This is a genomic window from Natronomonas salsuginis, assembly GCF_005239135.1.
In the GTDB taxonomy this organism is placed as follows: domain Archaea; phylum Halobacteriota; class Halobacteria; order Halobacteriales; family Haloarculaceae; genus Natronomonas; species Natronomonas salsuginis.
Map to the genome: position 1 here is coordinate 115,047 of NZ_QKNX01000003.1, position 24,182 is coordinate 139,228.

29 protein-coding genes and 1 tRNA gene are annotated in these 24,182 nt (G+C 67.8%); 15 read left to right on the forward strand and 15 right to left on the reverse strand.

Features of this window, described 5'->3' with window-relative positions:
• Positions 1–55 precede the first annotated feature (55 nt).
• Positions 56–634, reverse strand: coding sequence for a pyridoxal 5'-phosphate synthase glutaminase subunit PdxT (gene pdxT, locus DM868_RS08900; RefSeq protein ID WP_137276531.1), 579 nt, complete (start codon positions 632–634; stop codon positions 56–58).
• Between the two features lie 105 nt (positions 635–739).
• Between pdxT and DM868_RS08905 the strand changes: the two genes are divergently transcribed.
• Positions 740–1,258: a metallophosphoesterase gene (locus tag DM868_RS08905; RefSeq protein WP_137276532.1), complete on the forward strand. Its 519-nt coding sequence runs from the start codon at positions 740–742 to the stop codon at positions 1,256–1,258.
• Positions 1,259–1,399: 141 nt separating this feature from the next.
• On the opposite strand, the gene DM868_RS08910 is transcribed toward DM868_RS08905, so the two are convergent.
• Complete coding sequence (locus tag DM868_RS08910; protein ID WP_137276533.1) at positions 1,400–2,146, reverse strand: ArsR/SmtB family transcription factor; 747 nt, start codon at positions 2,144–2,146, stop codon at positions 1,400–1,402.
• A 107-nt stretch (positions 2,147–2,253) separates the two neighbouring features.
• On the opposite strand from DM868_RS08910, the gene DM868_RS08915 reads away from it, so the two are divergent.
• Positions 2,254–2,436: a DUF7859 family protein gene (locus DM868_RS08915; protein WP_137276534.1), complete on the forward strand. Its 183-nt coding sequence runs from the start codon at positions 2,254–2,256 to the stop codon at positions 2,434–2,436.
• Here the strand turns inward: DM868_RS08915 and DM868_RS08920 are convergent, their stop codons facing one another.
• Together DM868_RS08920 and leuS are read right to left on the reverse strand one after the other, a co-directional pair.
• Positions 2,437–3,441 (reverse strand): threonine aldolase family protein, encoded by a 1,005-nt coding sequence (locus DM868_RS08920; RefSeq protein WP_137276535.1) that lies wholly within the window; start codon positions 3,439–3,441, stop codon positions 2,437–2,439.
• Between the two features lie 87 nt (positions 3,442–3,528).
• A complete protein-coding gene (gene leuS / locus DM868_RS08925; RefSeq protein ID WP_137276536.1) occupies positions 3,529–6,195 on the reverse strand; it encodes a leucine--tRNA ligase in 2,667 nt (888 codons plus the stop codon).
• A 119-nt stretch (positions 6,196–6,314) separates the two neighbouring features.
• On the opposite strand from leuS, the gene DM868_RS08930 reads away from it, so the two are divergent.
• Both DM868_RS08930 and DM868_RS08935 read left to right on the forward strand, forming a co-directional pair.
• Complete coding sequence (locus tag DM868_RS08930) at positions 6,315–6,530, forward strand: DUF7535 family protein (RefSeq protein WP_137276537.1); 216 nt, start codon at positions 6,315–6,317, stop codon at positions 6,528–6,530.
• A 113-nt stretch (positions 6,531–6,643) separates the two neighbouring features.
• A complete protein-coding gene (locus DM868_RS08935; RefSeq protein WP_137276538.1) occupies positions 6,644–7,072 on the forward strand; it encodes a hypothetical protein in 429 nt (142 codons plus the stop codon).
• Between the two features lie 100 nt (positions 7,073–7,172).
• Here DM868_RS08935 and DM868_RS08940 read toward each other — a convergent pair whose 3' ends face one another.
• The 3 genes from DM868_RS08940 to DM868_RS08950 form a co-directional block, all read right to left on the reverse strand.
• A complete protein-coding gene (locus tag DM868_RS08940) occupies positions 7,173–8,903 on the reverse strand; it encodes an excinuclease ABC subunit C (protein WP_137276539.1) in 1,731 nt (576 codons plus the stop codon).
• Between the two features lie 75 nt (positions 8,904–8,978).
• On the reverse strand, positions 8,979–10,514 hold the full coding sequence (locus DM868_RS08945) for a (R)-citramalate synthase (RefSeq protein ID WP_137276540.1): 1,536 nt from the start codon (positions 10,512–10,514) through the stop codon (positions 8,979–8,981).
• 162 nt (positions 10,515–10,676) lie between these two features.
• Positions 10,677–11,027 (reverse strand): DUF192 domain-containing protein, encoded by a 351-nt coding sequence (locus tag DM868_RS08950; RefSeq protein ID WP_137276541.1) that lies wholly within the window; start codon positions 11,025–11,027, stop codon positions 10,677–10,679.
• A gap of 104 nt (positions 11,028–11,131) precedes the next feature.
• Here DM868_RS08950 and DM868_RS08955 point away from each other — a divergent pair, with 104 nt between their 5' ends.
• Positions 11,132–11,662, forward strand: a complete 531-nt coding sequence (locus DM868_RS08955; RefSeq protein ID WP_137276542.1) for a DUF7097 family protein — start codon at positions 11,132–11,134, stop codon at positions 11,660–11,662.
• Between the two features lie 231 nt (positions 11,663–11,893).
• Positions 11,894–12,064, forward strand: coding sequence for a DUF7556 family protein (locus DM868_RS15105; protein WP_170964468.1), 171 nt, complete (start codon positions 11,894–11,896; stop codon positions 12,062–12,064).
• On the opposite strand, the gene DM868_RS08960 is transcribed toward DM868_RS15105, so the two are convergent.
• Positions 12,065–12,502: a bifunctional nuclease family protein gene (locus DM868_RS08960; RefSeq protein WP_137276543.1), complete on the reverse strand. Its 438-nt coding sequence runs from the start codon at positions 12,500–12,502 to the stop codon at positions 12,065–12,067.
• 59 nt (positions 12,503–12,561) lie between these two features.
• On the opposite strand from DM868_RS08960, the gene DM868_RS08965 reads away from it, so the two are divergent.
• Positions 12,562–12,855: a hypothetical protein gene (locus DM868_RS08965; protein WP_187349120.1), complete on the forward strand. Its 294-nt coding sequence runs from the start codon at positions 12,562–12,564 to the stop codon at positions 12,853–12,855.
• Between the two features lie 42 nt (positions 12,856–12,897).
• Positions 12,898–13,689, forward strand: a complete 792-nt coding sequence (locus DM868_RS08970) for an enoyl-CoA hydratase/isomerase family protein (protein WP_137276544.1) — start codon at positions 12,898–12,900, stop codon at positions 13,687–13,689.
• A 128-nt stretch (positions 13,690–13,817) separates the two neighbouring features.
• Here the strand turns inward: DM868_RS08970 and DM868_RS08975 are convergent.
• From DM868_RS08975 to DM868_RS08995, 5 genes are all read right to left on the reverse strand, one after another.
• Positions 13,818–13,902: transfer RNA gene (locus DM868_RS08975), tRNA-Ser, on the reverse strand.
• Positions 13,903–14,009: 107 nt separating this feature from the next.
• Complete coding sequence (locus DM868_RS08980; RefSeq protein ID WP_170964469.1) at positions 14,010–14,465, reverse strand: universal stress protein; 456 nt, start codon at positions 14,463–14,465, stop codon at positions 14,010–14,012.
• A gap of 51 nt (positions 14,466–14,516) precedes the next feature.
• Positions 14,517–14,942 (reverse strand): universal stress protein, encoded by a 426-nt coding sequence (locus tag DM868_RS08985; RefSeq protein ID WP_137276546.1) that lies wholly within the window; start codon positions 14,940–14,942, stop codon positions 14,517–14,519.
• Positions 14,943–15,006: 64 nt separating this feature from the next.
• Complete coding sequence (locus DM868_RS08990) at positions 15,007–15,732, reverse strand: creatininase family protein (protein WP_137276547.1); 726 nt, start codon at positions 15,730–15,732, stop codon at positions 15,007–15,009.
• 14 nt (positions 15,733–15,746) lie between these two features.
• A complete protein-coding gene (locus DM868_RS08995; protein ID WP_137276548.1) occupies positions 15,747–16,280 on the reverse strand; it encodes a 50S ribosomal protein L16 in 534 nt (177 codons plus the stop codon).
• Positions 16,281–16,457: 177 nt separating this feature from the next.
• On the opposite strand from DM868_RS08995, the gene DM868_RS09000 reads away from it, so the two are divergent.
• The 3 genes from DM868_RS09000 (at position 16,458) to DM868_RS09010 (ending at position 18,981) form a co-directional block, all read left to right on the forward strand.
• Entirely contained in the window at positions 16,458–17,384 is a 927-nt protein-coding gene (locus tag DM868_RS09000; protein WP_137276549.1) for a rhomboid family intramembrane serine protease, read from the forward strand.
• Positions 17,385–18,128, forward strand: coding sequence for an endonuclease V (locus DM868_RS09005; protein ID WP_222845517.1), 744 nt, complete (start codon positions 17,385–17,387; stop codon positions 18,126–18,128). It begins immediately after the preceding gene.
• A 232-nt stretch (positions 18,129–18,360) separates the two neighbouring features.
• Positions 18,361–18,981, forward strand: coding sequence for a class I SAM-dependent methyltransferase (locus tag DM868_RS09010; protein ID WP_137276550.1), 621 nt, complete (start codon positions 18,361–18,363; stop codon positions 18,979–18,981).
• A gap of 7 nt (positions 18,982–18,988) precedes the next feature.
• Here the strand turns inward: DM868_RS09010 and DM868_RS09015 are convergent, their stop codons facing one another.
• Entirely contained in the window at positions 18,989–19,270 is a 282-nt protein-coding gene (locus DM868_RS09015) for a helix-turn-helix transcriptional regulator (protein ID WP_137276551.1), read from the reverse strand.
• Between the two features lie 143 nt (positions 19,271–19,413).
• Between DM868_RS09015 and DM868_RS09020 the strand changes: the two genes are divergently transcribed.
• The 4 genes from DM868_RS09020 to DM868_RS09035 all read left to right on the forward strand — a co-directional run bounded on the left by DM868_RS09020 (position 19,414) and on the right by DM868_RS09035 (position 23,373).
• Positions 19,414–19,731, forward strand: coding sequence for an EMC6-like membrane protein (locus DM868_RS09020; RefSeq protein ID WP_137276552.1), 318 nt, complete (start codon positions 19,414–19,416; stop codon positions 19,729–19,731).
• On the forward strand, positions 19,731–21,569 hold the full coding sequence (locus DM868_RS09025) for a ribosome biogenesis/translation initiation ATPase RLI (protein ID WP_137276553.1): 1,839 nt from the start codon (positions 19,731–19,733) through the stop codon (positions 21,567–21,569). The genes DM868_RS09020 and DM868_RS09025 overlap by 1 nt, the downstream gene beginning before the upstream one ends.
• 93 nt (positions 21,570–21,662) lie before the next feature.
• Positions 21,663–22,187, forward strand: coding sequence for a Holliday junction resolvase Hjc (hjc, locus tag DM868_RS09030; protein ID WP_137276554.1), 525 nt, complete (start codon positions 21,663–21,665; stop codon positions 22,185–22,187).
• A gap of 208 nt (positions 22,188–22,395) precedes the next feature.
• Entirely contained in the window at positions 22,396–23,373 is a 978-nt protein-coding gene (locus tag DM868_RS09035; RefSeq protein WP_137276555.1) for an NOG1 family protein, read from the forward strand.
• A gap of 53 nt (positions 23,374–23,426) precedes the next feature.
• Here DM868_RS09035 and DM868_RS09040 read toward each other — a convergent pair whose 3' ends face one another.
• The gene (locus tag DM868_RS09040; RefSeq protein ID WP_137276556.1) at positions 23,427–24,167 is read right to left on the reverse strand and encodes an SIMPL domain-containing protein; all 741 of its coding nucleotides are present in this window, start codon (positions 24,165–24,167) and stop codon (positions 23,427–23,429) included.
• Positions 24,168–24,182 lie beyond the last annotated feature (15 nt).

Genomic DNA, 24,182 nt, shown 5'->3' on the forward strand with positions numbered 1-24,182 from the left:
CGCGTGTTCGGCGGACTTCGCGGCCCGGGGTCGAGCGCGACCCGCGGAGGCCCGGCTACTCGAAGAACGCCAGGCCGTGGATCCGCGAGTCGTCGGTCAACTCGGGGTGAAACGACGTACCGAGGATCGCGCCCTGTCTGACCGCGACGGGCCGACCGTCGACCGTGGCGAGTACCTCGACGTCCGGGCCGACTTCGTCGATCGCGGGCGCGCGGATGAACACGGCCGGAAACGGCGAGTCGAGCCCCGTGACGTCGAGGGCCGTCTCGAAGCTGTCGGCCTGCCGGCCGAAGGCGTTACGGTCGACGGTGACATCGAGGAGGTCGAGCGTCGCGACGCGGTCGTCTTTCGCGTCCGAGCTGGCGACGATCAGACCAGCACAGGTCGCGAGCATCGGTTTTCCGGCGGCGGCGAACGCCCGTATCTCCTCGTCGATCCCCTCGTCGGCGAGGAGCCGTGAGATGGTGGTCGACTCGCCGCCGGGCAACAGGAGGAGGTCGCAGTCGGGGACGACGCCCGCGGTTCGAACGATCTCGACGGTACAGCTCTCGCCGTGTCGGTCGGCGGCGCGTCGGACGGCGTCGGCGTGTTCGGCGACATCGCCCTGAACCGCGATGACGCCCGCTTTGAGCATACTACGCGTAGGCCGGTCGATCCGAAAAAGGGCTCGGTCCACTGCGACTCCGAGCGCCGCCCGGTAAGTCGGAGGGGCTTTGCTCGCGTGCATCGTAGCGCGTGTATGCTCGTCGCGCTCTCCGACACGCACGGCCGGGAGGACGCACACCTCACGAGCCGACTCGAAGAAGTGCTCCGAACGGCCGACACGATCGTTCACGCGGGCGATTTCATGACCGCCGACGTGCTCGACGCGTTCGAAACCTACGGCCCGATCGAAGGCGTCTCCGGGAACAACGACACGCCCGTAGTGTGCGACCGCGTGTCGACGGATCGGATCGTCGAATGGGAGGGGCTCAGGATCGCCGTCGTCCACGGCCACGAACACACCGACACGGCGCTGTCGATGTTCGCCAGACAGTCGAACGCCGACCTCGTGATCGTCGGGCACTCGCACGCCCCCGAGTTCCGCCCGGGGATCGTCCCGGTGCTCAACCCCGGCAGTCACGCCGATCCGCGCTGGAACCGACCGGCGTACGCCGAACTGGAGTGGGACGACGAGGAGAGCGTGGCACGCGGGCGGCTCCTCGAACCGTCGGGGACCGTCTTCGAGCGGTTCGTGGTCGAGCCGCGAGGCGTCTAAACACGGCTACGCGGCAGGAGCGTGCGCCGAACGCGGGTGCGGGGATCGACTTGCAATGATGGAGGGCCGAAGCGTCCAGCGCGTTCGACACGTCGTACGAGTATATAAAGAGACCACCGAAGGGTAAAATCGGCGTTTGAGCTATCGTGGGCGCGACCTGAGATACGTCACCCCGACGACGATCGTGAGCACGATCGCACCGCCGAGGAAGAAGGCAAGGCCGGGCGGCATCCCGCCGCCGAACAGCACGGCGAGCCCGTCGGCGGTTTCGGTCGCGACGTCCGTAGCCTCGGAGGTCGGCGTGACGGTCGGTTCGGGGGCGGACGTCGGCTCCGGCGTTCGTTCCGCCGCACCGAACGCGCCGACATCACCATCGCCGGGCGTCGCCGAGGGCTCGGGTGTCGGTTCCGCGCGGTCGGTAGACGCGCCGCCGGGGGCGGAGGGCCCTCCAACGAGCCCCTCACCGAACAGCGATTGGACCACCGCGCCGCCGACGCCAAGCGCGAGAAAGCCCGCGAAGAGCCGCGAGACGGCGGCCCGAAGCCCCGAGGCGCGCTCTTTCTCGCCGGCGAAGATCACGAGCGGGCTGTCGGCGGGACCGTAGATCGACATCTCGCGGCCCTTCTCGGAGTAGGCGGTGCCGACGATCTCGATCGCGCCAGCGTCCTCGAGGTTCGCGAGGTGGTACTGTGCGTTCTGCAGCGAGGTGTCGACGCGGTCTGCGAGCTCGCCGGGCGGTGCGGGCTCGTCGTGGAGCGCCGCGAGGATTCGGCGAGCCGTCTGCGAGGAGAGCGCGGCCATCAGCTCGTCGGCCTCCTCGCTGTCGAGGCCGACGACCCGCGGCTCGCTGTCCGGCGAGATGTCCGGACTGGAGGGCAGGAGGCTCATCGGGGAGGCGTATCAGGTCCTTGGCCATGAACTTTTATCAACGTCGTCAGCCCGGCGTCGGACGACGGCCCCGAAACGGTTTTGTCCTGGGACCGTTACCCCCGCGTATGTCAGCATCCGCCCCGGCGTTCGTCGAGGCCGTCACCCCGTCGCCGCTCTCTCTCGGCATCGACCCCGTCCTCGTCGGCATCATTCTGGTGCTGTTGCTCATCGTCTTCGCGATCTTCCTGTTCATCCGACGAACGTTGCTCAGTTTCTCGGAGGGCATGCGCGACGGGAAACGCCGGTGACTAGATCCCGGCGATCGCCTCGACGGCCGTCTCGACGTCCTCGCGACTGACGCCGAGGTGCGTACAGAAGCGGACGCGCCCCTCGCCGAACGGGCCGCAGTTCACGCCGTGGGCCGCGCAGGCGTCGACGAACCGCTCGACGGGCGTGGCTGGCTCCGACATGACGATGTTCGTCTCCGGGTCGGCGACCGACAGGCCGTCGATCGACGCGAGCCCCGCCGCGAGCGCGCGGGCGTTCTCGTGATCGTCGGCCAATCGCGTTCGATTCTCCAGCGCGAGCAGACCAGGCGCGGCGAGGACGCCCGCCTGCCGCATGCCGCCGCCGAACAGCTTTCGGACCCGGCGGGCTTTCTCGATGAACGGCTCGGTGCCGGCGAGCATCGAGCCGACGGGCGCACCGAGCCCCTTCGAGAGACAGCACATCACCGAATCCGCCTCGCGGACCAGCCGCGCGGCTTCGACGTCGAGCGCCGCGGCGGCGTTGAACAGTCGCGCGCCGTCGACGTGGACCGGGACGTTCCGCTCGTGGGCGGCCCGCGCCGCAGCATCCATCTCGTCGGCGGAGATGGCGGTCCCGCCCTTGCTGTTGTGGGTGTTTTCGAGACAGACGAGCCCGGTCCCGGCGCGGTGGCTGTCGGCCTCGACGTATCCCTCGGCGATCGACTCGGGCGTGACGACGCCGCGCGAGCCGCCGTCGACCGTCCTGACCTGCAACCCGGCGTGTTGGGCGAGCCCGCCGAGCTCCCACTTGTAGATGTGGCTCTCGCGCTCGACGAGCACCTCGTCGCCGCGGTCGGCGTGGACGCGGGCGGCGATCTGGTTGCCCATCGTCCCCGAGGGGACGAACAGAGCGGCCTCCGTCTCGAGGAGCTCGGCGACCGTCGCTTCGAGCTCGTTCACCGTCGGATCCTCCCCGTGGACGTCGTCGCCGACCGCGGCGTCGGCCATCGCCGCGCGCATCGCCTGGGAGGGCTTGGTCACCGTGTCGCTCCGCAGATCGATCATATACGACGGAGGCGTCGGATGCATAAGAATTGCCGCGATCTGTCCTCCGGGGGAGGGGCGGGATAGACGCGTCGATGAGTGGATCGCCTACTCCTCGATGTCGATCGCCGGCCGGGAGGGCTCGGCCTTGGCCGCTGCCTCGCCGGGCGCGTCATCGGCGGCCAGCACGCGCACCTCGGCGTCGAACTCCCGTTCGATCAGCCACGCCGCGGATTCGAGCGCGGCGAGTTCGGTGTCGGGATCGAGGGTCCGCTGGAGCGCCTCCCGGGTTTCCTGCAGATCCTGTCCGTAGGACGCGGCGTCCTGTCCGTGCCGCTTGATCTCCTCGTGTTGCATCAACTCACCGATCACGTTCGGCGCGTCGCTGTCGATCGCGACGTTCAGCGCTTTGTGTTTCCAGGCGGGTGTGACGACGATGTCGATCCGTTCGGGATCGTCGATCCCCGCCACGTCGACGATCTGTCGGACGTCCTCGCGGGTGTTCTCGACGAGCCGTTGCCGTTTCTCGATCGTTTCACGGTCCGCAGCGGCAGTCGGCCACGTGGCGTCGACGACGAAGCCATCCTCGCCGAGCGTCTCCCACAGCTCCTCACAGAGGTGGGGCGCGACGGGCGCGAGCAGTCGGATCGCGACCGAGAGCGCGCGCTCGACCGTCTCGGCGTGGACAGCTGTATAGTCGCGGTACTGTCTGAGCGTCCCGACGAGCGATTGGGCCCCGCGGACGGCGGTGTTGAACACCAACTCGTCGTACTCCTCAGTCGCGACGACGACCGCGGCCTCGATCTCGCCGTCGACGTATCCGGCGATCGGCCCCGCCTCGTCGGTCGTCTCGATCTCGTCGGCGGCGTAGGCCTCGACGAGCTCTTTGAACCGCGAGAGGAACCGGTAGGCGGACCGGACACCCTGCTCGGACCAATCGAAGTCGCGCTCGGGCTGGGCGGCCTGCATCATGAACAGCCGCGCGGTGTCCGCGCCGTACTCGGAGACGATCGCCTGCGGCGAGACGACGTTGCCCTTCGATTTCGACATCTTCTCGCCTTCCAGTTGGACCATCCCCTGCGCGAGCAGGTTCGTGAACGGCTCGCGGTGTTCGAGCCCCTCGTGGTCGGCCAGCGTCTTCGTCACGAACCGCGAATACAGCAGGTGCATCACGGCGTGTTCGATGCCGCCGACGTACTGGTCGACCGGCATCCAGTCGTTGGCCCGATCGAGGTCGAAGGGCGCGTCGTCGAGGTCCGGAGAGACGTAGCGCAGGAAGTACCACGAGGAGTCGACGAAGGTGTCCATCGTGTCCGTCTCCCGCACGGCGTCGCCGCCGCACTCCGGACAGCTCGTGTGTTTCCACTCTTCGGCGGCGTCGAGGGGGTTGCCCGTCGTGTTGATGAACTCGGGGAGTTCGACCGGAAGCTCCTCCTCGGGGACCGGAATGGCCCCGCAGTCGGGGCAGTGGACGATCGGGATCGGCGTCCCCCAGTAGCGCTGTCGGGAGATACCCCAGTCGCGGAGCCGATACTGCGTGTGGTGGCTTGCCCCCTCGAGATCAGCCGTCAGCCGCTCGCGCGCCTCGGCGCTGCCGAGGCCGTCGTACTCGCCGGAGTTGACCAACACGCCGTCCTCGGTGAACGCCTCCTCGCTCACGTCGGGGGCTTCGGGGTCGTCGCCGCCCCCCGGTTCGGGCGCGATCACCGGCACGATATCGACGCCCATCTTCTCGGCGAAGGCGTGGTCGCGGTGGTCGTGGCCGGGGACGCCCATCAGCGCGCCCGTCCCCACGTCCGAGAGGACGAAGTCCGCGACGAACACCGGCAGCTCCTCGCCCGTGATCGGGTTCGTCGCGGTGAGATCGGTCTCGACGCCGTTCGGCTCGTCACCCTCGGGATCGGCCTCGTGATGGACGAACTCGTGGACGGCCTCGTCGGATTCGACGAGCTCCTCCGAGATCGGGTGGTCGGGGGCCAACGCGAAGAACGTCGCGCCGAAGATCGTGTCGACGCGGGTGGTGAACGCCTCGACCGCGCCGTACTCGGCGTCGTCGCCGGACAGGTCGAACTGGAGCGTCGTCCCGTGCTGGCGGCCGATCCAGTTGCGCTGCATCTGTCGGACGGAGTCGGGCCACCCCTCCAGTTCGTCGATGTAGTCGATCAGCTCGTCGGCGTACTCGGTGATCGAGAGGAACCACTGTTCGAGCTCGCGCGTCTCGACGGGGGTGTCACAGCGCCAGCAGAGTTCGGCCTCGGTCTCGACCTGCTCGTCGGCCAGCACCGTTTCGCACGTGGGGCACCAGTTGACCTCGGCGTCGCGCTGTTCGGCAAGTCCCTCCTCGAGGAATCGCGTGAAGAGCCACTGGTTCCACTTGTAGTACTCGGGCGTGCAGGTCGTGATCTCCCGCTCCCAGTCGTAGCCGAAGCCCATCGATTCCATCTGCCCCTTCATCGTGTCGATGCAGTCGAACGTCCAATCGCGGGGATTGGTGTCGCGCTCCTTGGCGGCGTTCTCGGCGGGAAGGCCGAACGCGTCCCATCCCATCGGGTGGAGCACCTCGTCGCCGCACATCCGGCGATACCGGGCGTACGCGTCCGTGATCGTGTAGTTCCGGACGTGGCCCATGTGGAGCTGTCCGGACGGGTAGGGGTACATCCCGAGGACGTAGGTCGGATCCTCGGCGTCGTCCGGGATCCGGTACGCGGAGGCGTCGTCCCAGGCGTCCTGCCAGCGTCGTTCGACCGCGGCGTGGTCGTATCCGTCGTCGTACATAGAGAGGAAGGTACCGGACCTTCCGTCGGTTCGGCCCTTAAACTTTCCATCCCGCCGGCCGTGTCCACGGGCTGAGAATCGGGGAGAAAGACCATACGTGCCCGTGCCGAATTCGGCATATGATCAAAGAGACGGCAGCGGGGCGACTGAAGGGCGCGGTGCGATCGATCCGCGGTACCGAACCCGAACCGGAGAACGATCAGCTCGCGAATCCGAAAATCGCCGCGGCAGCGGCGCTGCTCGTCGTGTTGTTGCCGCTGGTGCCGTTTCTCGTGATCGTCTGGATGGTCTCGAAGACACTGAGGGGCGTCCGAAAGCGCGTTTCCTGGGAGTGACGGAGTCGGCGTATCAGCGGGCGAGAACGTCTCGTGGCGGAGAGTGGGCGATTTTCGGAACGACGTGTCAAAATATGTGCTATTGTGGGACGTATGTGTTCGGGCGATAGCCAATGGGATCCACGGATCGGGGGACGGCGTTGGAGCAACCGAGCGCGCGAGGGGCCACCGCCACCGAGATTCCACGCAGGGTTCGACTGCTCGGCGGCGGGCTCGGCCTCGTCGTGACGGGTAGCGCCGTCGCCTTGTTCGCCGTTCCGGGACCGATGATCGGGGCGTGGCCGTTGGCGGTCTCCCCGCTGACCGGCTGGTTCACCCTGTTCGGGGTCGTGAATCTCTTCGTCGCCCGCGATCCGCGCTGGCGCGCCGCTCGGATCCCGATCCAGAGTCAGCTGCTCGGGTTCGCGTTGGTGTTGGCCGGCGTCCCGCGGGTGGGGGACGACTTCGACCCCTCGAACGCGCTGACGTGGGGCGTCGTCGGCGGGATGGCGCTGTACGTCGTGGCCCTCCTCGCGCTGTATCTCGTGGTGGAGCGGCGGTGAGTGACGGAATGGATTTAAATAGTCATCCGTAGCCGCCGAGAGCCATTTAAATACTAACCAGCCCCACGCCCGGAGACATTTATATACCAGCGAGCGTCACCTACAGCGCCCGGTCGATCGCCTCGGCCGTCGCCGTGCCGACGCCGTCGACGCTTTCGAGTTCCTCGAGAGAGGCGGCGCGGATCCCGTCGAGGCTGCCGAAGCGGCCGAGCAGGCGCTTGCGCAGTTCCGGGCCGACGCCCGCCACGTCGTCGAGCGGCGTCGACACCGTATCCCGGATCGTCTGGTGGTACTGGACGGCGAAGCGGTGGGCCTCGTCTCGGACGCGCTGGAGGAGGTGCAACGCCGGGTCGTCGGCGTCCCAACTGAGGCTCCCATCGGCGGTGATGACGCGCTCGTCGGCCTTCGCCAGCCCGACGACCGGAACGTCCCAGCCGACCGCTTCGAGCGCCGCCAGCGCGGCGTTTCGCTGCCCCTCGCCGCCGTCGATCAACAGTAGATCCGGGTCCGGTCGGTCGTCGCGGCCCGCGACCGCGCGCTCGGCGCGCCACCGCAGCAGCGTGTTCATGTTCGCGTAGTCGTCGTTCGTCTCGTCGAGTTTCTTCCGGCGATAGCCGCGCTTTTCGGCCGACCCGCCGGCGAAGACGACGTCGCTCCCGACGACGGATCGGCCGCCGCTGTGGCTCACGTCGAACCCCTCGATCCGCTCGATCCGGGCGAGTCCGAGCCGGCGGGCGAGCTCCGCGGCGGCGTCGACCTCGCCGGCGCGGCTGTGGGCGTTCTTGATCGCCAACTCGACGAGTGTGGCCTCCCGACCCGCACCGGGCACTCGGACGGCGACGCCCTCGGCGTCGAGCCACCGATCGAGATCGGAGTCGTCGTAGCGCTCGGGGAGCAACAGCGCGTCCGGCAGCGTCCGGTCGGCGTAAAACTGCGGGATGAAGGCCGCGAGGACGGCCACGACGTCGGACCCCTCCTCCGGCGCGTCGACGCGGTGGCGCTCTCTGTCGACGAGCTTGCCGCCCTCGCTGTGGAGTCGGGCGACGGTGGCGGCCTCGCCCTCGATCGCGACGCCGAGCACGTCGACGAACTCCTCGGTGCGGCCGACGACGGCGTCGCCGCCGCCGCCGTGGAACGCCTCGACGGCGTCGAGTTCGTCGCGCAGCGTGGCCGCGCGCTCGAACGCCTCCGCCTCGGCCGCCTCACCCATGCGCCGCCGGATCGGCTCGGCGAGCGCGCCCGTCTCGCCCTCGAGAAACCGGACGGTCGACTCGACGTCCTCGAGGTACGCGTCGGCTCCGATCTCGCCGGTGCAGGGCGCGGTGCACAGCCCCATCTCGTAATCGAGACAGGGGCGATCGCGCCCCTCGTACTTGTGATCCGAACAGCCCCTGAGCCCGTAGATCCGCCGAACGGCCTTGAGGACGGTGTCCACGCGGCCCTTGTCGGTGAACGGGCCGAACACCGTCGCGCCCTCCTCGGGGTCGCGAGTGACCTCGATTCGGGGGATCGCGTGGTCGGTGATCGCCACCAGCGGGTAGGACTTGTCGTCCTTCAGCCGGACGTTGTAGCGCGGCTGGTGACGCTTTATCAGGTTCGCCTCGAGGAGGAGCGCCTGCGTCTCCGTGTCGGTGACGGCGAAGTCGATCCGCTCGGCGGCCTCGACCATCCGGCGGATGCGCTCACCGCGGGGGTCGGCGTAGGAGCGAACCCGACTGCGGATGTCGACGGCCTTCCCGACGTACAGCACCCGATCGCCCGCTTCGAACTGGTAGATCCCCGGATCGGTCGGCAGCTCCGACGCCCGGGCGCTGACCGCCGCCGCGTCCATACGCCATCGTGGTGGCCGATCCGTATCAGCGTGACGCGTTCGAGGCGAAAGCGGGGGCGGAAACGGAGCGACGGCTCAGTCGTCCGACAGCACGGGGGTGTCGACGTCCGCCAGCAGTCGGTCGAGCGCGTCGACCATCGCCCGCACGGAGGCGGTCGTGATGTCCGAATCGGAGGCCGCGACGGTGACCGTCCGGTCGCCGCTGGACATCTCGACCTCGACGGTGACGACGGCGTCCGTACCGCCGGTGATCGCGTCGACGTGATACGATTCCAGCTGCGCGTTCGAGGCCGACCCGAGCGCGGACTTGACCGCCGCGATGGCGGCGTCGACCGGCCCGCTGCCGGTGCCCGAGGCGACGCGCTCCTCGCCATCGACCTCGAGTCGAACCGATGCGGTCGGCGTCCCGCTCCCGGAGGCGGCGGTCAGGTCGACCAGTTCGACCCGGCGCTCGTGTTCGCGGCCCTGCACCTCCTCGGCGATCGTGAGCAGATCGGCGTCGGTGACGCGCTTGCCCCGGTCGCCGAGCCGCTTGACCCGGCTGACGATCTCGGCGAGTTCGTCCTCGGACGCTTCGAGGTCGTGCTCGGCGAGGGCGGCCTCGACGCCGGCGCGGCCGGCGTGTTTGCCGAGGACGAGGCGACGGGTGCGGCCGACCTTCTCGGGCGGGTACGGCTCGTACATCGCGTCGTCTTTGAGCGTCCCGTCGGTGTGGATGCCCGACTCGTGGGTGAAGGCGTTCTCGCCGACGACGGCCTTGTTCGGCGCGAGCGGGACGCCGGTCTTCGCGGCGACGAGCTGGCCGAGGTCGTACAGCATCTCGGTGTCGACCGTCTCGACGCCGTAGCCGTGATCGAGTGCGATCGCGACCTCCTCGATGGCGACATTGCCCGCGCGCTCGCCGATCCCGTTGATCGTCCCGTGGACGAGGTCCGCGCCCGCCGCGACGCCGACGAGGGCGTTCGTGACCGCGAGCCCGAGATCGTCGTGGGTGTGCATCGAGGTCGGCCCGAGTTTCGAGAGCCGCGCGTAGATCTCGAGCATCCGGTCGGGCGTGGCGTGACCGACGGTGTCGGGCGCACAGACCCGATCCGCGCCGGCGTCGAAGGCCGCGCGCATGAGCTCTTCGAGGAAGTCGAGGTCGGCGCGGGAGCCGTCCTCGCCGAGGACCTCGACCCACAGGCCGTGATCCTTGGCGTACTCGACCAGCTCGACGGTCGTCTCGACGGTCTCGTCGTGGGTGGTGTTCACTTTCCGCTCGACGTGGCGGTCGCTGGCGGGCACGACGAGATTGATCCCGTCGACGTCGCAGTCGAGCGCCAGGTCGATATCGTTTTTCACGCCGCGGGTGAAGCTCGTCACCCGCGCGTCGAGCCCGAGATCGGTGACGCGAGAGATCGTCTCGCGCTCGCCCGGGCCGGTGCAGGCGCTGCCGGCCTCGATGACGGCGACGTTCGCCTCGTCGAGCGCCATGGCGATCTCGGCCTTCTCGGCGGGCGTCAGCGAGATGCCCGGGGCCTGTTCGCCGTCGCGCAGCGTGGTGTCCAAGAACTGTACATCACGGTCTTCGAGGGGAGCAGTCGCTGGGTGATCCCCGAATAGCGTCGTCACAGTAGAAACCTCGTTAGTTGGCGAGCGGTCGAATTTCTCGACCAGCCGCCTCTCGGCGACTTACTCTATCCTCTGCCGCATCGGAGTTCGGCATGGTTGTACGTCGTCAGTCGACACGGACGTTCATTAACCTGCTGATTGCGCGCTCGCCGCCGAGCGCGATCACCGCCCCTCGATCCGGAGCGCGTCGCCGACGGAGACGTCGGCCGCCGCGCCCGCGGGCAGTTCGATCACGGTGTCGGCCGCGGCCCGACCGCGGCCGGTCCACGCCGACAGCCGCTTTTTCGCGCTGACCTCGCCGTCGACCAGCCAGACCGCGTCGATGTCGAACGGGACGCACACCATGTGCAGCCGGCGCTTCGAGACGCTCGAAAACGGGAACACCAACGCGTACTCGTCGGGGATCGACCGCCGGAACATCAGGCCGAGTCCCTGCGAGACGATCCCCTCGGCGACCTCGACCTCGGTCGCGAGCGTCCGATCCCCGTCGGCGGTTTCGTGAGCGATCCGCACGGGCTGAGTGACCGCGGGCAACGGCAAAAGTCATCGGGACGTATCGGGCGGTGAGGCCGCGGCTCGTCAGAAGGTTGAGGTGGCCGCCGGCCCGAACAAGTCCCATGGAGAAGACGCCGCGGGGAACGTCGGTCGGGGTCGACGACCCCTACGACCTCGTCGAGCGGTGCGACTTTCTCACCGACGACGGGCGGTGTCGGTACGCCGCGGAGTACGGCCATCACGACCCCGAGTTCGCGCGGACGCGCCACGAGGACGACCTCCGGTGTCCCGCGGCCGATCCGCACGGGGCGTGGGATTGGGCCGACTGCCCGAAGTTCCGGGCGACCGACACCGCCCGCGAGTGTCGGCGGTGCGGGCTCGAAGAACGGCGGCTCACGGGTGAGGAGAGCCGGCCACTCCTCGAGGAACACCACCTCGAATACCCCGACGACGGCCGCAAAGAACTCGCTCACGAGATCACGGTGTCGCTGTGTCGGTGGTGTCACGCGAAGATCCACGGGTCGTGGGCGCGGATCGACGATGAGGCGACGCCCGACCCCGAGGCGATCGCGGCGGCGGAGGGACGGCGGACGAAAGAGCATGCCGAACTGGCGTTCGAGTCCGCCGCCGAGCGATACGGCGACGACGGGTGATGAGGTCACCGGAGCCGGCCGGGGATATCACCGCCCGCCGCTCGGTGTTTCCCCCGGTTCATCACCGGGCACCGATGGCCCCTCGAGACGATCGCGGGAGTACACGGCCGGTCGGGTTTCGAGTGAAATAGTACGGATATGGGCACATATATAGACCAACTGACCCGCATCTAATGTCATAAGCGAACAAAATCCGCAAGAGTATTACTATTCCAGGATATTCATATAGGTATGGTGAACGACACCGGAGGGGTGAGAAAGCGTGGGGGGACCGGACACGTTCAGGGCGCGTACGACTACTGCGAGGGCTGCTCGGCGTTCATCATCGCGGACACCGCGGTCGACGGCGCGTGGATCGCGGTGCCGGAGGGACAGGAGGCCTCCGTCGAGGCCAGTCGGTAGCTACCGGACCTCGAAGGCGTCCGGCGGCCGGCCGGCCGCGTCGATGACCTCGTCGTCGACGAGGATCGGACACTCGACTCTGAGCGCCAGGGCAATGGCGTCACTGGGACGGGCGTCGAAGGTGAGCTCGCGCCGCCCCCCGTCGACGTACCGTTCGGCGTCGATTTTCGCGAGAAACGTCCGGTCAGCGAGGCCGTCGATTCTGATCCGGTCGATCGCCCCGCCGAACTCGGCCAGCATCTCGACGAACAGGTCGTGCGTGAGCGGCCGCTGGAAGGGGCGGCCGTCGACGGCGTGCGAGATGGACTTCGCCTGATCGGCGCTGATGAATATCGGGAGGGCCCGTCCCCGCGCCCGCAGGACGACGACCGGCGCTCCCTCCGACCCCTCGTCGTCGACGCTGATCCCGAGGCCGTGAACCGTTGCCTCGTGTGTCATCGTGTAACGTTGTACCGAACGTCACCAAAGCTTTTCGCCTCCAACGACGACGGAGACGTATGGGAGACGGCTACGTCGTCGCGGCGAAACCGTCCGCACGGCGAGTCAGCGCCGCGGTTGGCGCGTGGATCGTCGAGTCAGGCCAGCAGCGGCGGTTCGACTCGAAGGCGGTCGCCCGCGTGTGGGCCGAGGATGCGAGTCCCGACGGGCGGACGCTGTGGGTCCAAGACGCCCATCCGCGGGACGACAGCGGCGCGGACGGCTACCTGCTGGCTCGGCCGAGCAGCCTCCGGGGCAACGAGGAGGAGTTGCCGGGCGAGCAGATCGGCTTCGCGGAGTTACAGCGGCGCTGAGGCGTCCCCGCCTTTGATCCCGTTTCGGGTCGTCGACAGCGTATGGAGACGGTTGGAACCGGACTGGCGACGGTCGATAGAGACGGCCACAGGGCCGACGTGTACCTCTCGCGGCCGGCGAAGCGAAACGCGATGACTGCGCCGTTGATCGAGGACGTGATCGCTGCCTTCGAGGCGGTCGATCGCGGCGACGTTCGGGCGATCACGCTTCTCGGTGAGGGACCGGTGTTCTGTGCCGGGATGGATCTAGAGCACATGCGGCGTCGCGTCGAGGCGGACGACGGCGCTCCCGATCCCCTCGAGGCGCTCTCAGAGCTCATCGACGCTATCGAAGCGACCCGACGGCCCGTCGTCGTCGGGATCAAACGCGCCGCGGTCGCCGGGGCGTTCGAGTTGACGCTCGGCTGTGACTTCCGCGTGCTCGGTTCGGAAGCAAGCTACGGCGTTCCCGAGGTCGAACTCGGCACCTTTCCGCACGTCGGCGCGACACAGCGGCTTCCGCGGCTCGTCGGGCTCTCGAAGGCCAAGGAGATCGTGCTGACCGGGGAGTACGTTCCGCCGTCGGAGGCGCTCGAGTGCGGACTGGTCCACGAGGTCTGTGCGCCCGACGCCGTCGACGACCGCGCGCGGGCGTTCGCCGATCGACTCTGTGAGAACGCGCCGCTTGGGGTTCAGCACGGAAAGCGCGCGCTCGACGAAGCGTTCGAGCGGTCGCTCGAGGACGGACTCGCGTTCGAACGGGAACTCGGACGGGAACTGGACGACACACGCGATTACCGCGAGGGATTCGACGCGCGGATCGAGGGGCGGGAGCCGGCGTTCGAGGGCGAGTGATCGGGAAGGCGGCGTCGCCATCGGACGGCCACCACAGACGCGAGCGAGAACACGGTCGGAGCCGTCGGGGACGACCGGATGCTCAGCGGACAGAGATCGCTTTTTTGGCGTGAGAAACGGGGAGAAAGCGCCGAGGGTGAGATTTGAACTCACGTGTCCTCTCGGACAGTAGATTTCGAATCTACCGCCTTGGCCGGGCTAGGCTACCTCGGCTCGCTCGTACGTCGGTCGGTGTCGAGTTTATGCGTTTCGATCGACGCTCGGCGGGCCGCCATCGGGACGCCGCCGAACCGTGCGAGGAGACGCGAGCCGCCATCGGATCACCCGCTCGTGTCGCCGGAGTGGGGGAGCGTCCCGCCGATGACGATGACCGGGACCGACGCGGCGTCGAGGAGGTGCTCGGCCGTCCCGCCCAACACGAGCCGTTTGAACCCAGATCGACCGGTCGCCCCGACGATCACGGCGTCCGCCCCGACCTCGTCGATCGCCTCGAGGATGCGCTCTGGCGGCGGCCCCTCGGCGACGGTAGTGTGACACTCGACGCCCGCCTCGGTCGCCGCCGCCTGCGCGCGTTCGACGGCGTCTCCAGCGTCGGCTCGGAGGTTCTCGCGCACCTCCTCGGGGTCGATGATCGCGTTGTCGTAGGCGGTTCGCGTCTCGACGACGGAGATCGCGTGCAGCGTCGCGCCGGTCGAGCGAGCGATCTCGATCGCGTGGTCGAGCGCGGCCGCGGCGTCGTCGCTCCCGTCGGTCGCCAACAGGATCGTCCCGTACATGTGACGGCCTACACGGGCCATCGAAATAAACGCGACTCCCGACGCCGACGCTCACTCTGCGGTCGGGCGAGCCACGGTGACGGGGACGGGCGCGCGTCTGACGACCGTCTCGGCGACGCTCCCGAGGAGGACGCGGGAGATCCCGGCACGGCCGTGGCTCCCGATGACGATGTGATCGATATCGTGTTCGGCGGCGTACTCGACGATCGCCTTCGACGGGCGGCCGACGACCGAATCCGTCGCGAGTTCGACGCCCACATCGGCCGCGACCGCGGTCGCGTCCTCGAGGACGGTCTCCGAGCGCTCCTCGGCGGCGGAGAGCCAGTTATCGACGCTTCCGGGGCCCCAGGCGGTCGTGCCGTCGACCGGATCCATCACGTAGAGCGCGACGATGTCGTCCGTTGGGAACTGTTCGAGCGCGTACGCGAGCGAATCGTCGGACGGTTGGGAACCATCGACGGGGACGAGAACACGCATACTCGAACGTTGCGCGCCATGGTATATAAATCCGAGCGGCGGGCGACCGGCGATCGACGCCGCGTCAGCGCCCGCGACGGGCGACGGCTTCCAGAAGCTTCGAGAGTTCGGCCGCGGCCGAATCGAGAAGCTCCTCACCGAGCGCCGCGTCGCCGTCGCGGGGATCGCCGACGACGCCGCTGTCAGTGAACTCGTCGGAATCGTACGCGAGGTTCGTGCCGGCGACCCACTCGCCCCAGCCGTCGGCCGCTCCGTCGCCGGCCTCGTCGAGTCGATCGTCGCGTATCAGTTCCGGGTGGAGATGGCGGATTACGGCGGTTTCGGCCGGGCCGGCGTGACCGAACGCGTCGAAGTCGACCGCGTCGAACCACGTGTAGCCGGCCGCGTAGGCGTCGCCGTCGCGGCTCACCCGCGCGCACAGCTCGCGGATCGCCTCCGTGTTGCCGCCGTGGCCGTTGACGACGACGATCCGATCGAAGCCGTGAGCGGCGAGACTCTCGACGGTTTCTCGAACGTAGCTGCGAAACGTGTCCTCCGAAACCCAAAGCGTCCCGTCGAAGGCGCGGTGTTCCTCGGCGATCCCGACGGGGATCGTCGGGCCGACGACCGGCTCGTCGCCGGAGTCAGCCGCGTAGCGATCCGCGCCCGCCTCGGCGATCGCCTCGGCGGTCAGTGAATCGACCCCGAGGGGGGCGTGCGGCCCGTGCTGTTCGGTGCTGCCGACCGGCAACAGCGCGAGCTCTGTTTCGGCGTCTCGGGCGTCGGTCCACGTCGATTCGTCGAGCCGCATAAAATATCGGGGCGTTACGCGATGAGCAGGTCTTCGCCGCGCTCGACGCGAACGGTGCACGGCGGGGAGATCTTGTTGTACGCGCGGCGGAGCGAGTCCTTCGCGACCGCGGCGTCCTCGGGGTGACACCAGATGGTAAATAGGCGGTCGTCACGCGGGATTCGGGCGGCCGTGCCGACGATCTTGCCGAACGCCTGCCGCATCCCGTCCGAGACACGGTCCGCGCCCGCGCCGGTCGCCTGCTTGTTCTCCCGGATGACCTGGTGGGGGAACTTCCGGAGGATCATCTTGTAGTCGCCGTTCTCGCCGAGCTCTTTGAGCATGCGGCGGTTCGCCGAGAGCCGTGCGGCTTCGAGCGATCCGTGGCGGATCTGGACCTCCTCGTCGACGATGAGGCTGATCTGAACCTCGTAATCGTCGGGCTCGGCGTCGAAGTTGCCCATCTTGTACTGGGCGACCTTCGAGCCGGGGATGCCCGTGATGTACTCCCGTCGGGTGTACGAGGGCTTGTCGATGTCCCTGTACATTGAGGCGGGCTTGTCACTCATAGTACCTCGATTGAGGGTCAGTCCGCTGATAAAGGCTTCGAAGCGACGGCCTCGTGGGAGCCGTTCGCGGGGAGAGACGCCGCGTTCGGGCCGGATTCGACGGCTGACGGCGACCGATCGAGACCGGGGGCACGGCGCATCCCAACGACTTTGCCCGCGCGGCGGGTACGGGAACCAATGGCGACGTGTGACGTCTGTGGCAAGGACGAGAACATGCCGTACAACTGCCGCCACTGCGGCGGCACCTACTGCGGCGACCACCGGCTGCCGGAGAACCACGGCTGCCCCGGTCTGGAAAACTGGAACGACCCGAGCGGCGTCTTCGACAGCGGTTTCGACGACTCGGTCGGCGGAGACGGTGGGCGAGGCGGCTTCGGGAACACCGGTCGGCGGGGCGTCCTCGACCGACTCGGCCTCAACACCGGTCCGGGCGGCGTACTCGGCTACTTCCGGAACAATCTCACCTACCTCTTTCTCGCGATTATGGTCGTCGTGTTTCTGCTTCAGAATATCCTTTTCGTTCAATTTGGTAGTAGCATCTGGGAAGCGATATTTACTTTAAGTTCAGCCCACCCCGAGTACGTCTGGACGTGGATCGTCTCGGTGTTCGCACACGGCAGCCCGGCGCATCTGCTGTTCAACGCGATCGCGCTGTACTTCTTTGGCCCGCTCGTCGAGCGACAGGTCGGCTCCCGGAAGTTCGCGGCGCTGTTCGTCGTCAGCGGGATCGTCGCGGGGCTCGGCCAGGTCGGCGTCGCCCTCGTGACCGGCGAACAGGTCGCCGTCCTCGGCGCTTCGGGCGCGATCATGGCGATCATGGGCGTGCTGGCGATCACCTCGCCGGAGCTGAAGGTGCTGCTGTTTTTCGTCATCCCGATGTCGATCCGGACGCTGACGGTGCTGTTCGCGGCGTTCTCGATCTTCGCGTTCGTCTCGAACGGCGGGGTTCTCGACGGCGTCGCCCACTTCGCCCACCTCACCGGCCTCGTGATCGGCCTGTGGTACGGCACCCGAATCAAAGACCGCATACGACGGGGGCCGCGGCAGTTGAACATCGGCCCCGGGGGACCGGGCGGCCCCGGCGGCCCCGGACGGTTCCCGTAGATGCGCGTTGGTGCCGACCGATTTCGGCCGACCGCCCCGGACGACCGCGAGGGGATGGAGGCGCTGCAACGCGAGATCGCGGCGGCCGCGGTGTTCGAGGACGCGATCGACTTCACGCCCGATGCGATTCGAGACGGCGAAGCGCTCGTCGCGGGGATCGATCAGGCCTTTCTGGGCGAGCGGGCGGTGTCGGCCGTCGTCCTCGTCCGCGGCGGCGAGGTCGTCGCTCGCGCCCACGCCATCACGCCGCTTTCGATGCCGTACGTCCCCGGCCTCCTCGCCTTCCGGGAGGGTGAGCCGATCGTCGCGGCGCTGGAGACCCTCGACGTCGAGCCGGACCTGCTCGTCTTCGACGGCAGCGGCCGGATCCACTACCGGGAGGCGGGGCTGGCGACCCACGTCGGCAGCTGTTTCGACGCGCCCGCGATTGGCGTGACGAAGAACCTCCTCTGTGGGCGTCCGCGCGACCCCACCGACGGCCTCGCGGAAGGCGATCGGGTAGCGATCGAGGCTGACGACTCGATGACCGCGCCCGACGGGACCGTCGTGGGCTACGCCTACCAGAGCCGGCAGTATTCGGAGTCGAAGCGTATCAACCCGGTCTACGTCTCCTCGGGCCACCGGCTGTCGGCGGCGACGGCGCTCGAGTGCGTGATCGCCTGCGGTGGTGAGTACAAACTGCCGCGGCCGACGCGGCTCGCCGACCGGTACGCCGACGAACTGAAACGTGAGCACGGTGGGTGAGTTCGAACGTCGAACGTGACACGCGCGACGACGCGAGGACGAAGCGCAAACACCGAGCCTTCAAGCCGCTCGGGGGCCAAGATCCGACCCGGTGGCGGTGACGACAGTTACCCCCTCTGAGCCCCTTGTGATGAGGGATGTTCCCCGAGCCACCGTTCCGAACGACGAGCTGCCGGTTCGCACGGTCGGATCGATCGATGGGTTTGAACCGATGGCCGCGCGTACCGCCGACATGACCGATTGGGACGAGCGATTCGGCAGCGGACAGTACCCCCAAGAGCCGGAACCCTCGGCGCTGTTGCGGCGCTACGTCGATTCGCTCCCGACGGGCCGCGCGCTCGACGTGGCGGCGGGCACCGGGCGGAACGCCGTCTTCTTGGCCGAGCGCGGCCACCGGGTCGACGCGCTCGACGCGTCGCGGGTCGGCCTCGAAATCACGCGCGATCGGGCGGCCGAGCGGGGCGTCGAAGACCGGCTCGACCCTGTGCAGGCGGACGTTCCGACGTACGAGTTCCCGACCGACACCTACGACCTCGTGACGATCAGTTTCTACCGCGCAGTCGATCGGTTGTCGGACATCAAGGCGTCGCTGATCGAGGGCGGAATCCTCTTCGCCGAACACCACCTGCGCACGACCGATTCGGTGTCGAGCGGCCCCAGCGGTGACCGCTACCGATTCGCGGCGAACGAACTCCTCCGAGCGACGCTGGATCTCACCGTCCTCGCCTACGAGGAACGGACCGAGCGCCGCTCTGACGGGCGATCCGGAGCGATCGCCCGCGTAGTCGCCCGGAACACGTCGGGGCAGCGACAGTCGTACCCGCCGCTCGAAGCGGCGGACACCGAGACGTAGCCGACGATCAGTCGTCCGAAACGGCGGGGTCAGCGGTGCCGTCGGTGGCCACCTCCCCGGTATCGGTGAGTTCGTAGAGGTTCTGTCGCGCGTCGGCGAAGTACACGTCCTCGGAGACGATCTCGATCGCTTCGAGCCGTTCGAGGGCGTAGCGGACGGTTCGAGCCGAAAGCATCGACTCCTCGACGATGCGTTTTTGCGTCATCCCACCGTTATACTCAAGTACTTTATAAACGAGCTTCGCGCTGGGCGGAAGATCTGTGAGTGCTTCCCCGTCGGAATCGGCCATCTCTACTCCACAGAAGGGCCGCCAAGCGTATAAATATTGGAGTCGCACGAAGACGGACGTCGTCGATGGAACCGGACCAGCGTCCGAAACGCTGGCGTCGCGGGAACGAACCGCTTTTGACGACGGATGGCCCAACGGTACGTATGGCAACCGATACGGTCGAGCGTCGGACCGCACACGTCCGTGGCGTCACCGTCACGACGATCGCGTGTCTTGCCGGCGTCATCGCCGCCGTCATCTCCACGACCGTCGCGGCGGGAGCCGAGGACACGCTCGCCGTCTACATCCTCGCGAGCGCGGTCATCGTGCAGTTCCCGCTCTTTCGCGTCCTCGAGATGGTCGGCCTCGAACTGAACGCCGACGACTTCGGGGCGAAAGACTACCTCTACGTCGCGTTCATGACGTTCGCCTTCTGGTTCGTGTGCTGGGCGATCCTCCTCGAGACCGGAGCGAGCTTCTGATGGCCGACGACAGCATCGCCGTGGTCGATCTGGACCGCTGCCAGCCCGACCGGTGTAACTACGAATGCGCGAACTTCTGTCCGCCGAACCGGACCGGCGAGGAGTGCATCGTCACCCGCGAGGAGCGCCACGGGGACGACGAGTACTACGCGGGCGGCCCCGACCAGATCTCGATCTCCGAGGAGCTGTGTCTCGGCGAGACCTGCGGGATATGCGTCGAGAAGTGTCCCTTCGACGCGATCGAGATCATCAACCTCCCGCAGGAACTCGACGAGGTCCCGACGCACCGGTACGGCGAGAACAGCTTCGCGCTGTACGGGCTGCCCGCCCCTCAGGAGGGGCGGGTGACCGGGATTTTGGGACCGAACGGGATCGGGAAGACGACCGCCGTCCACATCCTCGCCGACGAGATCACGCCGAACCTCGGTCGGTTCGAGGACGAGCCGAACTGGGAAGAAGTGCTGGCGGAGTATCGCGGGACCGCGCTGCAAGAGTACCTCGAAGACCTCCAAGACGGCGACGTGACGGTCGCCCGAAAACCGCAGTACGTCGACAAGATCCCCGACACCTTCGACGGGAAGACGAGCGAGCTGCTCGCGGGCGTCGACGAACGCGGCGTCGCCGACGAGCTCGTCGAGCGACTCGAGATCGAGGCGGTGATCGACCAGCCGATCGACACGCTCTCCGGCGGCGAACTCCAGCGCGTCGCCTTGGCCGCGACGCTCGTCCGGGACGCCGACTTCTACTTCCTCGACGAGATCACGCCGTATCTCGATATCGGCCAGCGCGTGACGGCGGCGCGGCTGATCCAGCAGCTCTCGGCGGACGATCGCTCGATGCTCGTCGTCGAACACGACCTCGCGGTGCTCGACCTGCTCGCCGACGCGCTCCACGTCGCCTACGGTGAGCCGGGCGTCTTCGGCGTCATCACGCCGCCGAAATCGACGAAGGGCGGGATCAACGAGTACCTCCACGGCTACCTCGAAAACGAGAACATGCGGATCCGGCCGGGAGCGATCGAGTTCGAGGAGCACGCCCCGCGAACGGAGGGCTACGGCGACACGCTCGTCGAGTACCCCGCGATGACCAAGTCCTACGGCGATGGCGAGTTCAGCCTCGAGATCGACGCCGGCGAGATCCGTCAAAACGAGGTGCTGGGCATCGTCGGCCCGAACGGGATCGGCAAGTCGACGTTCGCGAAGCTGCTCGCCGGGCGCTTAGAGCCCGACGAGGGGAGCTTCGATGCGACCCTCGACATCTCGTACAAACCGCAGTACGTCGAGATCGATCAGCCGATGCGCGTCGACGCGTTCCTCTCGTCGATCACCGACGACTTCGGCTCCTCCTATTGGACCACCGAGATCGCGAATCCGCTCCAGCTCGAACGCATCATGGAGCAGAACCTCTCGGATCTCTCCGGCGGCGAGCGCCAGCGGGTCGCCATCGCGGCGTGTCTCTCGAAGGAAGCCGACCTCTACCTCCTCGACGAGCCCTCCGCGCACCTCGACGTCGAACAGCGGGTGCTCGCGACGCGGGCCATTCGCCGCTACACCGAGAACCACGACAAGACCGCGATGGTGATCGACCACGACATCTACATGATCGACCTGCTCTCGGATCGCCTGCAGGTGTTCGAGGGGACGCCCGCCGAGCGCGGTCACGCCGGCCGCCCGATGGGGATGCGCGAGGGGATGAACACCTTCCTCGCGAACCTCGATGTGACGTTTCGTCGCGACGAGCGCACGGGTCGCCCCCGAATCAACAAGCCCGGCTCCCAGAAAGATCGCCAACAGAAGAACGCGGGCGAGTACTACTACGCGCCGACCGACTCGAACTGATCGGGGGCGTTCACCGACGAGCGCCGGGTCGGCCGGAAATCGCCGCCAACACCCATCGCCCCTTTTAAATCGCCGCGTCCCCCAGACTCGCCAATGGCGAATCCGAACGCGAAGGGCGATCGCCGCGAGCGCGAACTCGTCACGAAGCTCGACGAGGCCGGCTTCGCGGTCATGCGCGCGCCCGCCTCGGGCAGCGCGACCGAGCGCGAGCTCCCGGACGTGCTCGCGGGCGACGGCGAGACGTTCTACGCGATCGAGGCGAAGTCCTCGGCGGGCAACCCGATCTACCTCTCCGGCGAGGAGATCGAGGCGCTCGTGTACTTCGCGCGGAACTTCGGCGCGAAACCCCGCGTCGGCGTCCGGTTCGACCGGGAGGACTGGTACTTTTTCCACCCCGGCGATCTGTATCAGACCGACGGCGGCAACTACCGTGTGAAAAAAGAGACCGCGCTCGCCGACGGAACGGATTTCGCGGAGTTCACCGGCGGATCGAAGAAGGTGACGCTCGACGAGATCGCCGTCGAGGACGCGGACGACGGCGACGAGGACGTCCGCGAGATCGTCGGCGCGGTCGAGCGCGGCGACCTCTCGGTGGACGACGCGGTCGAGATGCTGTAAGTGGGAAATGCCGCCGCGGGCCGTCGGGACGGTATTTAAACCCCGTCGGAAGGCGCGAGCGGCCCGTATGAACAACTGCGCCGAGGCGGCGGATCGCTTATAAATGATCGTCACGAGGCGGGCGAGCCGCTTATAAACTCGTTCGGGCCGTAGCCGCCGTCTCGGCGGGAGACACGGCGCTTATACGTGGTGGCGCACAAACGTGGGTATGCACTTCGAGGACCTTCCGACGACGCCCCGGTCGGAGGAGCTGGTCGACAAGGCGTTCTCTCGGGCGGCGCGCGCGGGGCGGGCGAAACAGGGCACGGAGGCCCAGGAGTCGATGCTGCAGACGGCCGCGAACATCCTCTCGGACAACCTCGGTAACGTCGTCACCTCGTGGCCCGACTTCGAGCTGGTCGACCCCTTCTACTACGAACTCGCGGACGCGACGCTCGCGGACACGGACGTCGGCGGCGTCGACCGGCTCCGACAGCACCTCTCGGAGGTAATGTGGGCCTCCAGACAGACCGACTCGATCAAGGAGGAGTATCACGGCCGGATCAGGAACGCCGACAGCGACACCGCGCGGAAGCATCGAAAGCAAGCGTTCGCGCGGCTCGCGGACATCACCGAACAAGTCGAAGACGAACTCTTCGCGATCAGCGAGGCGCGGGACGCCCTCAAGACGCTGCCGGACATCCGCGCCGACGAGCCCGCGATCGTCGTCGCCGGCTACCCCAACGTCGGCAAGTCCTCGTTCGTCAACGGCGTGACGAACGCCAGAAACGAGACGGCCGCCTACCCCTACACGACCACCCGGATCAGCGTCGGCCACCTCGAACGCGACCACATCCGGTATCAGCTGGTCGACACGCCGGGCCTGCTCGACCGACCCGCCGAGGACCGCAACCCGATCGAGTCCCAGGCCGTCTCGGCGTTGACCCACCTCGCCGATGCCGTCCTCGTCATGCTCGACGCCAGCGGGGAGTGCGGCTACCCGATCGAGGACCAGCTCGAACTGCTCGCCGATATCGAGGCGACGTTCGACGCCCCGGTGCTCGTCGTCTGCAACAAATCCGACCGGTCGACCGACGTCGAGGCCGATCTGTACATGAGCGTCGAGACGGGCGAGGGCGTCGAGAACGTCCTCGACGCCGCGATCGACGCCGTCGGCTACGAGCCGGAGTTGCCATTCGAAGGCTAACGCAGGCGTCAGGAAAACGGTACGATCGGTTCCGACGTGGCCGTCGGAGACGATCAGCCGGTGGTCGTGTTGTACGTCACTTTCACCGCGTACTCGACGGAAACGTCGCCGAGGTCGACGCTCGTCGACTGGCCGGCCGCGCCGTCGCCCGCCGCCATCCCGTAGCGGACGGGAGTGAAGTTCCGCTGGGTCGCGTCGACGGTCGCGATGCTCGTCACGTGCAGCTCGCCGTTCTTCGCGATAGCGTCGGCCTGCGTCCGCGCGTCGCCCATCGCGTTCGCGATCGCCTCCTCTCGGAGCTCCGTCCGAGTGGCCTCCGAGAGCGTGAACTCGACGTTCTGGACCTCGGCGTCTGCATCGGCGGCGGCGTCGATGACCGCACTGACGCGAGCGGGGTCGTCGAGCGTCACCTCGAAGGCGTGCGCGCCGCGGTACTCGGGGACATCACGCCCGTCCTGTGGTCGGGGGCGGTAGCTGTCGATCCGGTAGTCGGTCGTCTCGTAGGCGTCGTCGCTCACGCCGGCCTCGTCGAGGTTCGACCGGAGCGCGTCGGCCGTCGATTCGAGGTCGTCTCGGACCGCGCCGGGATCGTCACCCTCCGCGACGGCCGCGACCCGGACCACGGCGCGGTCCGGCGGCGCGTCGGCCCCGCCGACCGCGTCGACCGAGATCGTTCGATCCGCGGCGTCGTCCGGCGATTGTGCGCCGATCGGCGAGACCACCGCGACGCCGACGAGCGTCATCGCCAGGATTGAAACCAGGATTATCAGTACAGCGAGTCTGTCGCGTTGCATAGCCGGACCAACGAC

Bases quoted from the DNA above. Each gene is read 5' to 3' on its own strand.
- DM868_RS08905 (WP_137276532.1), top strand. From the start codon at position 740: ATGCTCGTCGCGCTCTCCGACACGCACGGCCGGGAGGACGCACACCTC.
- DM868_RS09015 (WP_137276551.1), bottom strand. From the start codon at position 19,270: ATGGCCGATTCCGACGGGGAAGCACTCACAGATCTTCCGCCCAGCGCG.
- leuS (WP_137276536.1), bottom strand. From the start codon at position 6,195: ATGTACGACGACGGATACGACCACGCCGCGGTCGAACGACGCTGGCAG.
- DM868_RS08935 (WP_137276538.1), top strand. From the start codon at position 6,644: ATGGGATCCACGGATCGGGGGACGGCGTTGGAGCAACCGAGCGCGCGA.
- DM868_RS09040 (WP_137276556.1), bottom strand. From the start codon at position 24,167: ATGCAACGCGACAGACTCGCTGTACTGATAATCCTGGTTTCAATCCTG.
- DM868_RS08990 (WP_137276547.1), bottom strand. From the start codon at position 15,732: ATGCGGCTCGACGAATCGACGTGGACCGACGCCCGAGACGCCGAAACA.
- DM868_RS08910 (WP_137276533.1), bottom strand. From the start codon at position 2,146: ATGAGCCTCCTGCCCTCCAGTCCGGACATCTCGCCGGACAGCGAGCCG.
- hjc (WP_137276554.1), top strand. From the start codon at position 21,663: ATGGCGAATCCGAACGCGAAGGGCGATCGCCGCGAGCGCGAACTCGTC.
- DM868_RS08930 (WP_137276537.1), top strand. From the start codon at position 6,315: ATGATCAAAGAGACGGCAGCGGGGCGACTGAAGGGCGCGGTGCGATCG.
- DM868_RS08940 (WP_137276539.1), bottom strand. From the start codon at position 8,903: ATGGACGCGGCGGCGGTCAGCGCCCGGGCGTCGGAGCTGCCGACCGAT.
- DM868_RS09035 (WP_137276555.1), top strand. From the start codon at position 22,396: ATGCACTTCGAGGACCTTCCGACGACGCCCCGGTCGGAGGAGCTGGTC.
- DM868_RS09025 (WP_137276553.1), top strand. From the start codon at position 19,731: ATGGCCGACGACAGCATCGCCGTGGTCGATCTGGACCGCTGCCAGCCC.
- DM868_RS08920 (WP_137276535.1), bottom strand. From the start codon at position 3,441: ATGATCGATCTGCGGAGCGACACGGTGACCAAGCCCTCCCAGGCGATG.
- DM868_RS08960 (WP_137276543.1), bottom strand. From the start codon at position 12,502: ATGACACACGAGGCAACGGTTCACGGCCTCGGGATCAGCGTCGACGAC.
- DM868_RS08965 (WP_187349120.1), top strand. From the start codon at position 12,562: ATGGGAGACGGCTACGTCGTCGCGGCGAAACCGTCCGCACGGCGAGTC.
- DM868_RS08995 (WP_137276548.1), bottom strand. From the start codon at position 16,280: ATGAGTGACAAGCCCGCCTCAATGTACAGGGACATCGACAAGCCCTCG.
- DM868_RS08980 (WP_170964469.1), bottom strand. From the start codon at position 14,465: ATGTACGGGACGATCCTGTTGGCGACCGACGGGAGCGACGACGCCGCG.
- DM868_RS09000 (WP_137276549.1), top strand. From the start codon at position 16,458: ATGGCGACGTGTGACGTCTGTGGCAAGGACGAGAACATGCCGTACAAC.
- DM868_RS09005 (WP_222845517.1), top strand. From the start codon at position 17,385: ATGCGCGTTGGTGCCGACCGATTTCGGCCGACCGCCCCGGACGACCGC.
- DM868_RS08970 (WP_137276544.1), top strand. From the start codon at position 12,898: ATGGAGACGGTTGGAACCGGACTGGCGACGGTCGATAGAGACGGCCAC.
- DM868_RS08955 (WP_137276542.1), top strand. From the start codon at position 11,132: ATGGAGAAGACGCCGCGGGGAACGTCGGTCGGGGTCGACGACCCCTAC.
- DM868_RS15105 (WP_170964468.1), top strand. From the start codon at position 11,894: ATGGTGAACGACACCGGAGGGGTGAGAAAGCGTGGGGGGACCGGACAC.
- DM868_RS08985 (WP_137276546.1), bottom strand. From the start codon at position 14,942: ATGCGTGTTCTCGTCCCCGTCGATGGTTCCCAACCGTCCGACGATTCG.
- pdxT (WP_137276531.1), bottom strand. From the start codon at position 634: ATGCTCAAAGCGGGCGTCATCGCGGTTCAGGGCGATGTCGCCGAACAC.
- DM868_RS09010 (WP_137276550.1), top strand. From the start codon at position 18,361: ATGACCGATTGGGACGAGCGATTCGGCAGCGGACAGTACCCCCAAGAG.
- DM868_RS09020 (WP_137276552.1), top strand. From the start codon at position 19,414: ATGGCAACCGATACGGTCGAGCGTCGGACCGCACACGTCCGTGGCGTC.
- DM868_RS08915 (WP_137276534.1), top strand. From the start codon at position 2,254: ATGTCAGCATCCGCCCCGGCGTTCGTCGAGGCCGTCACCCCGTCGCCG.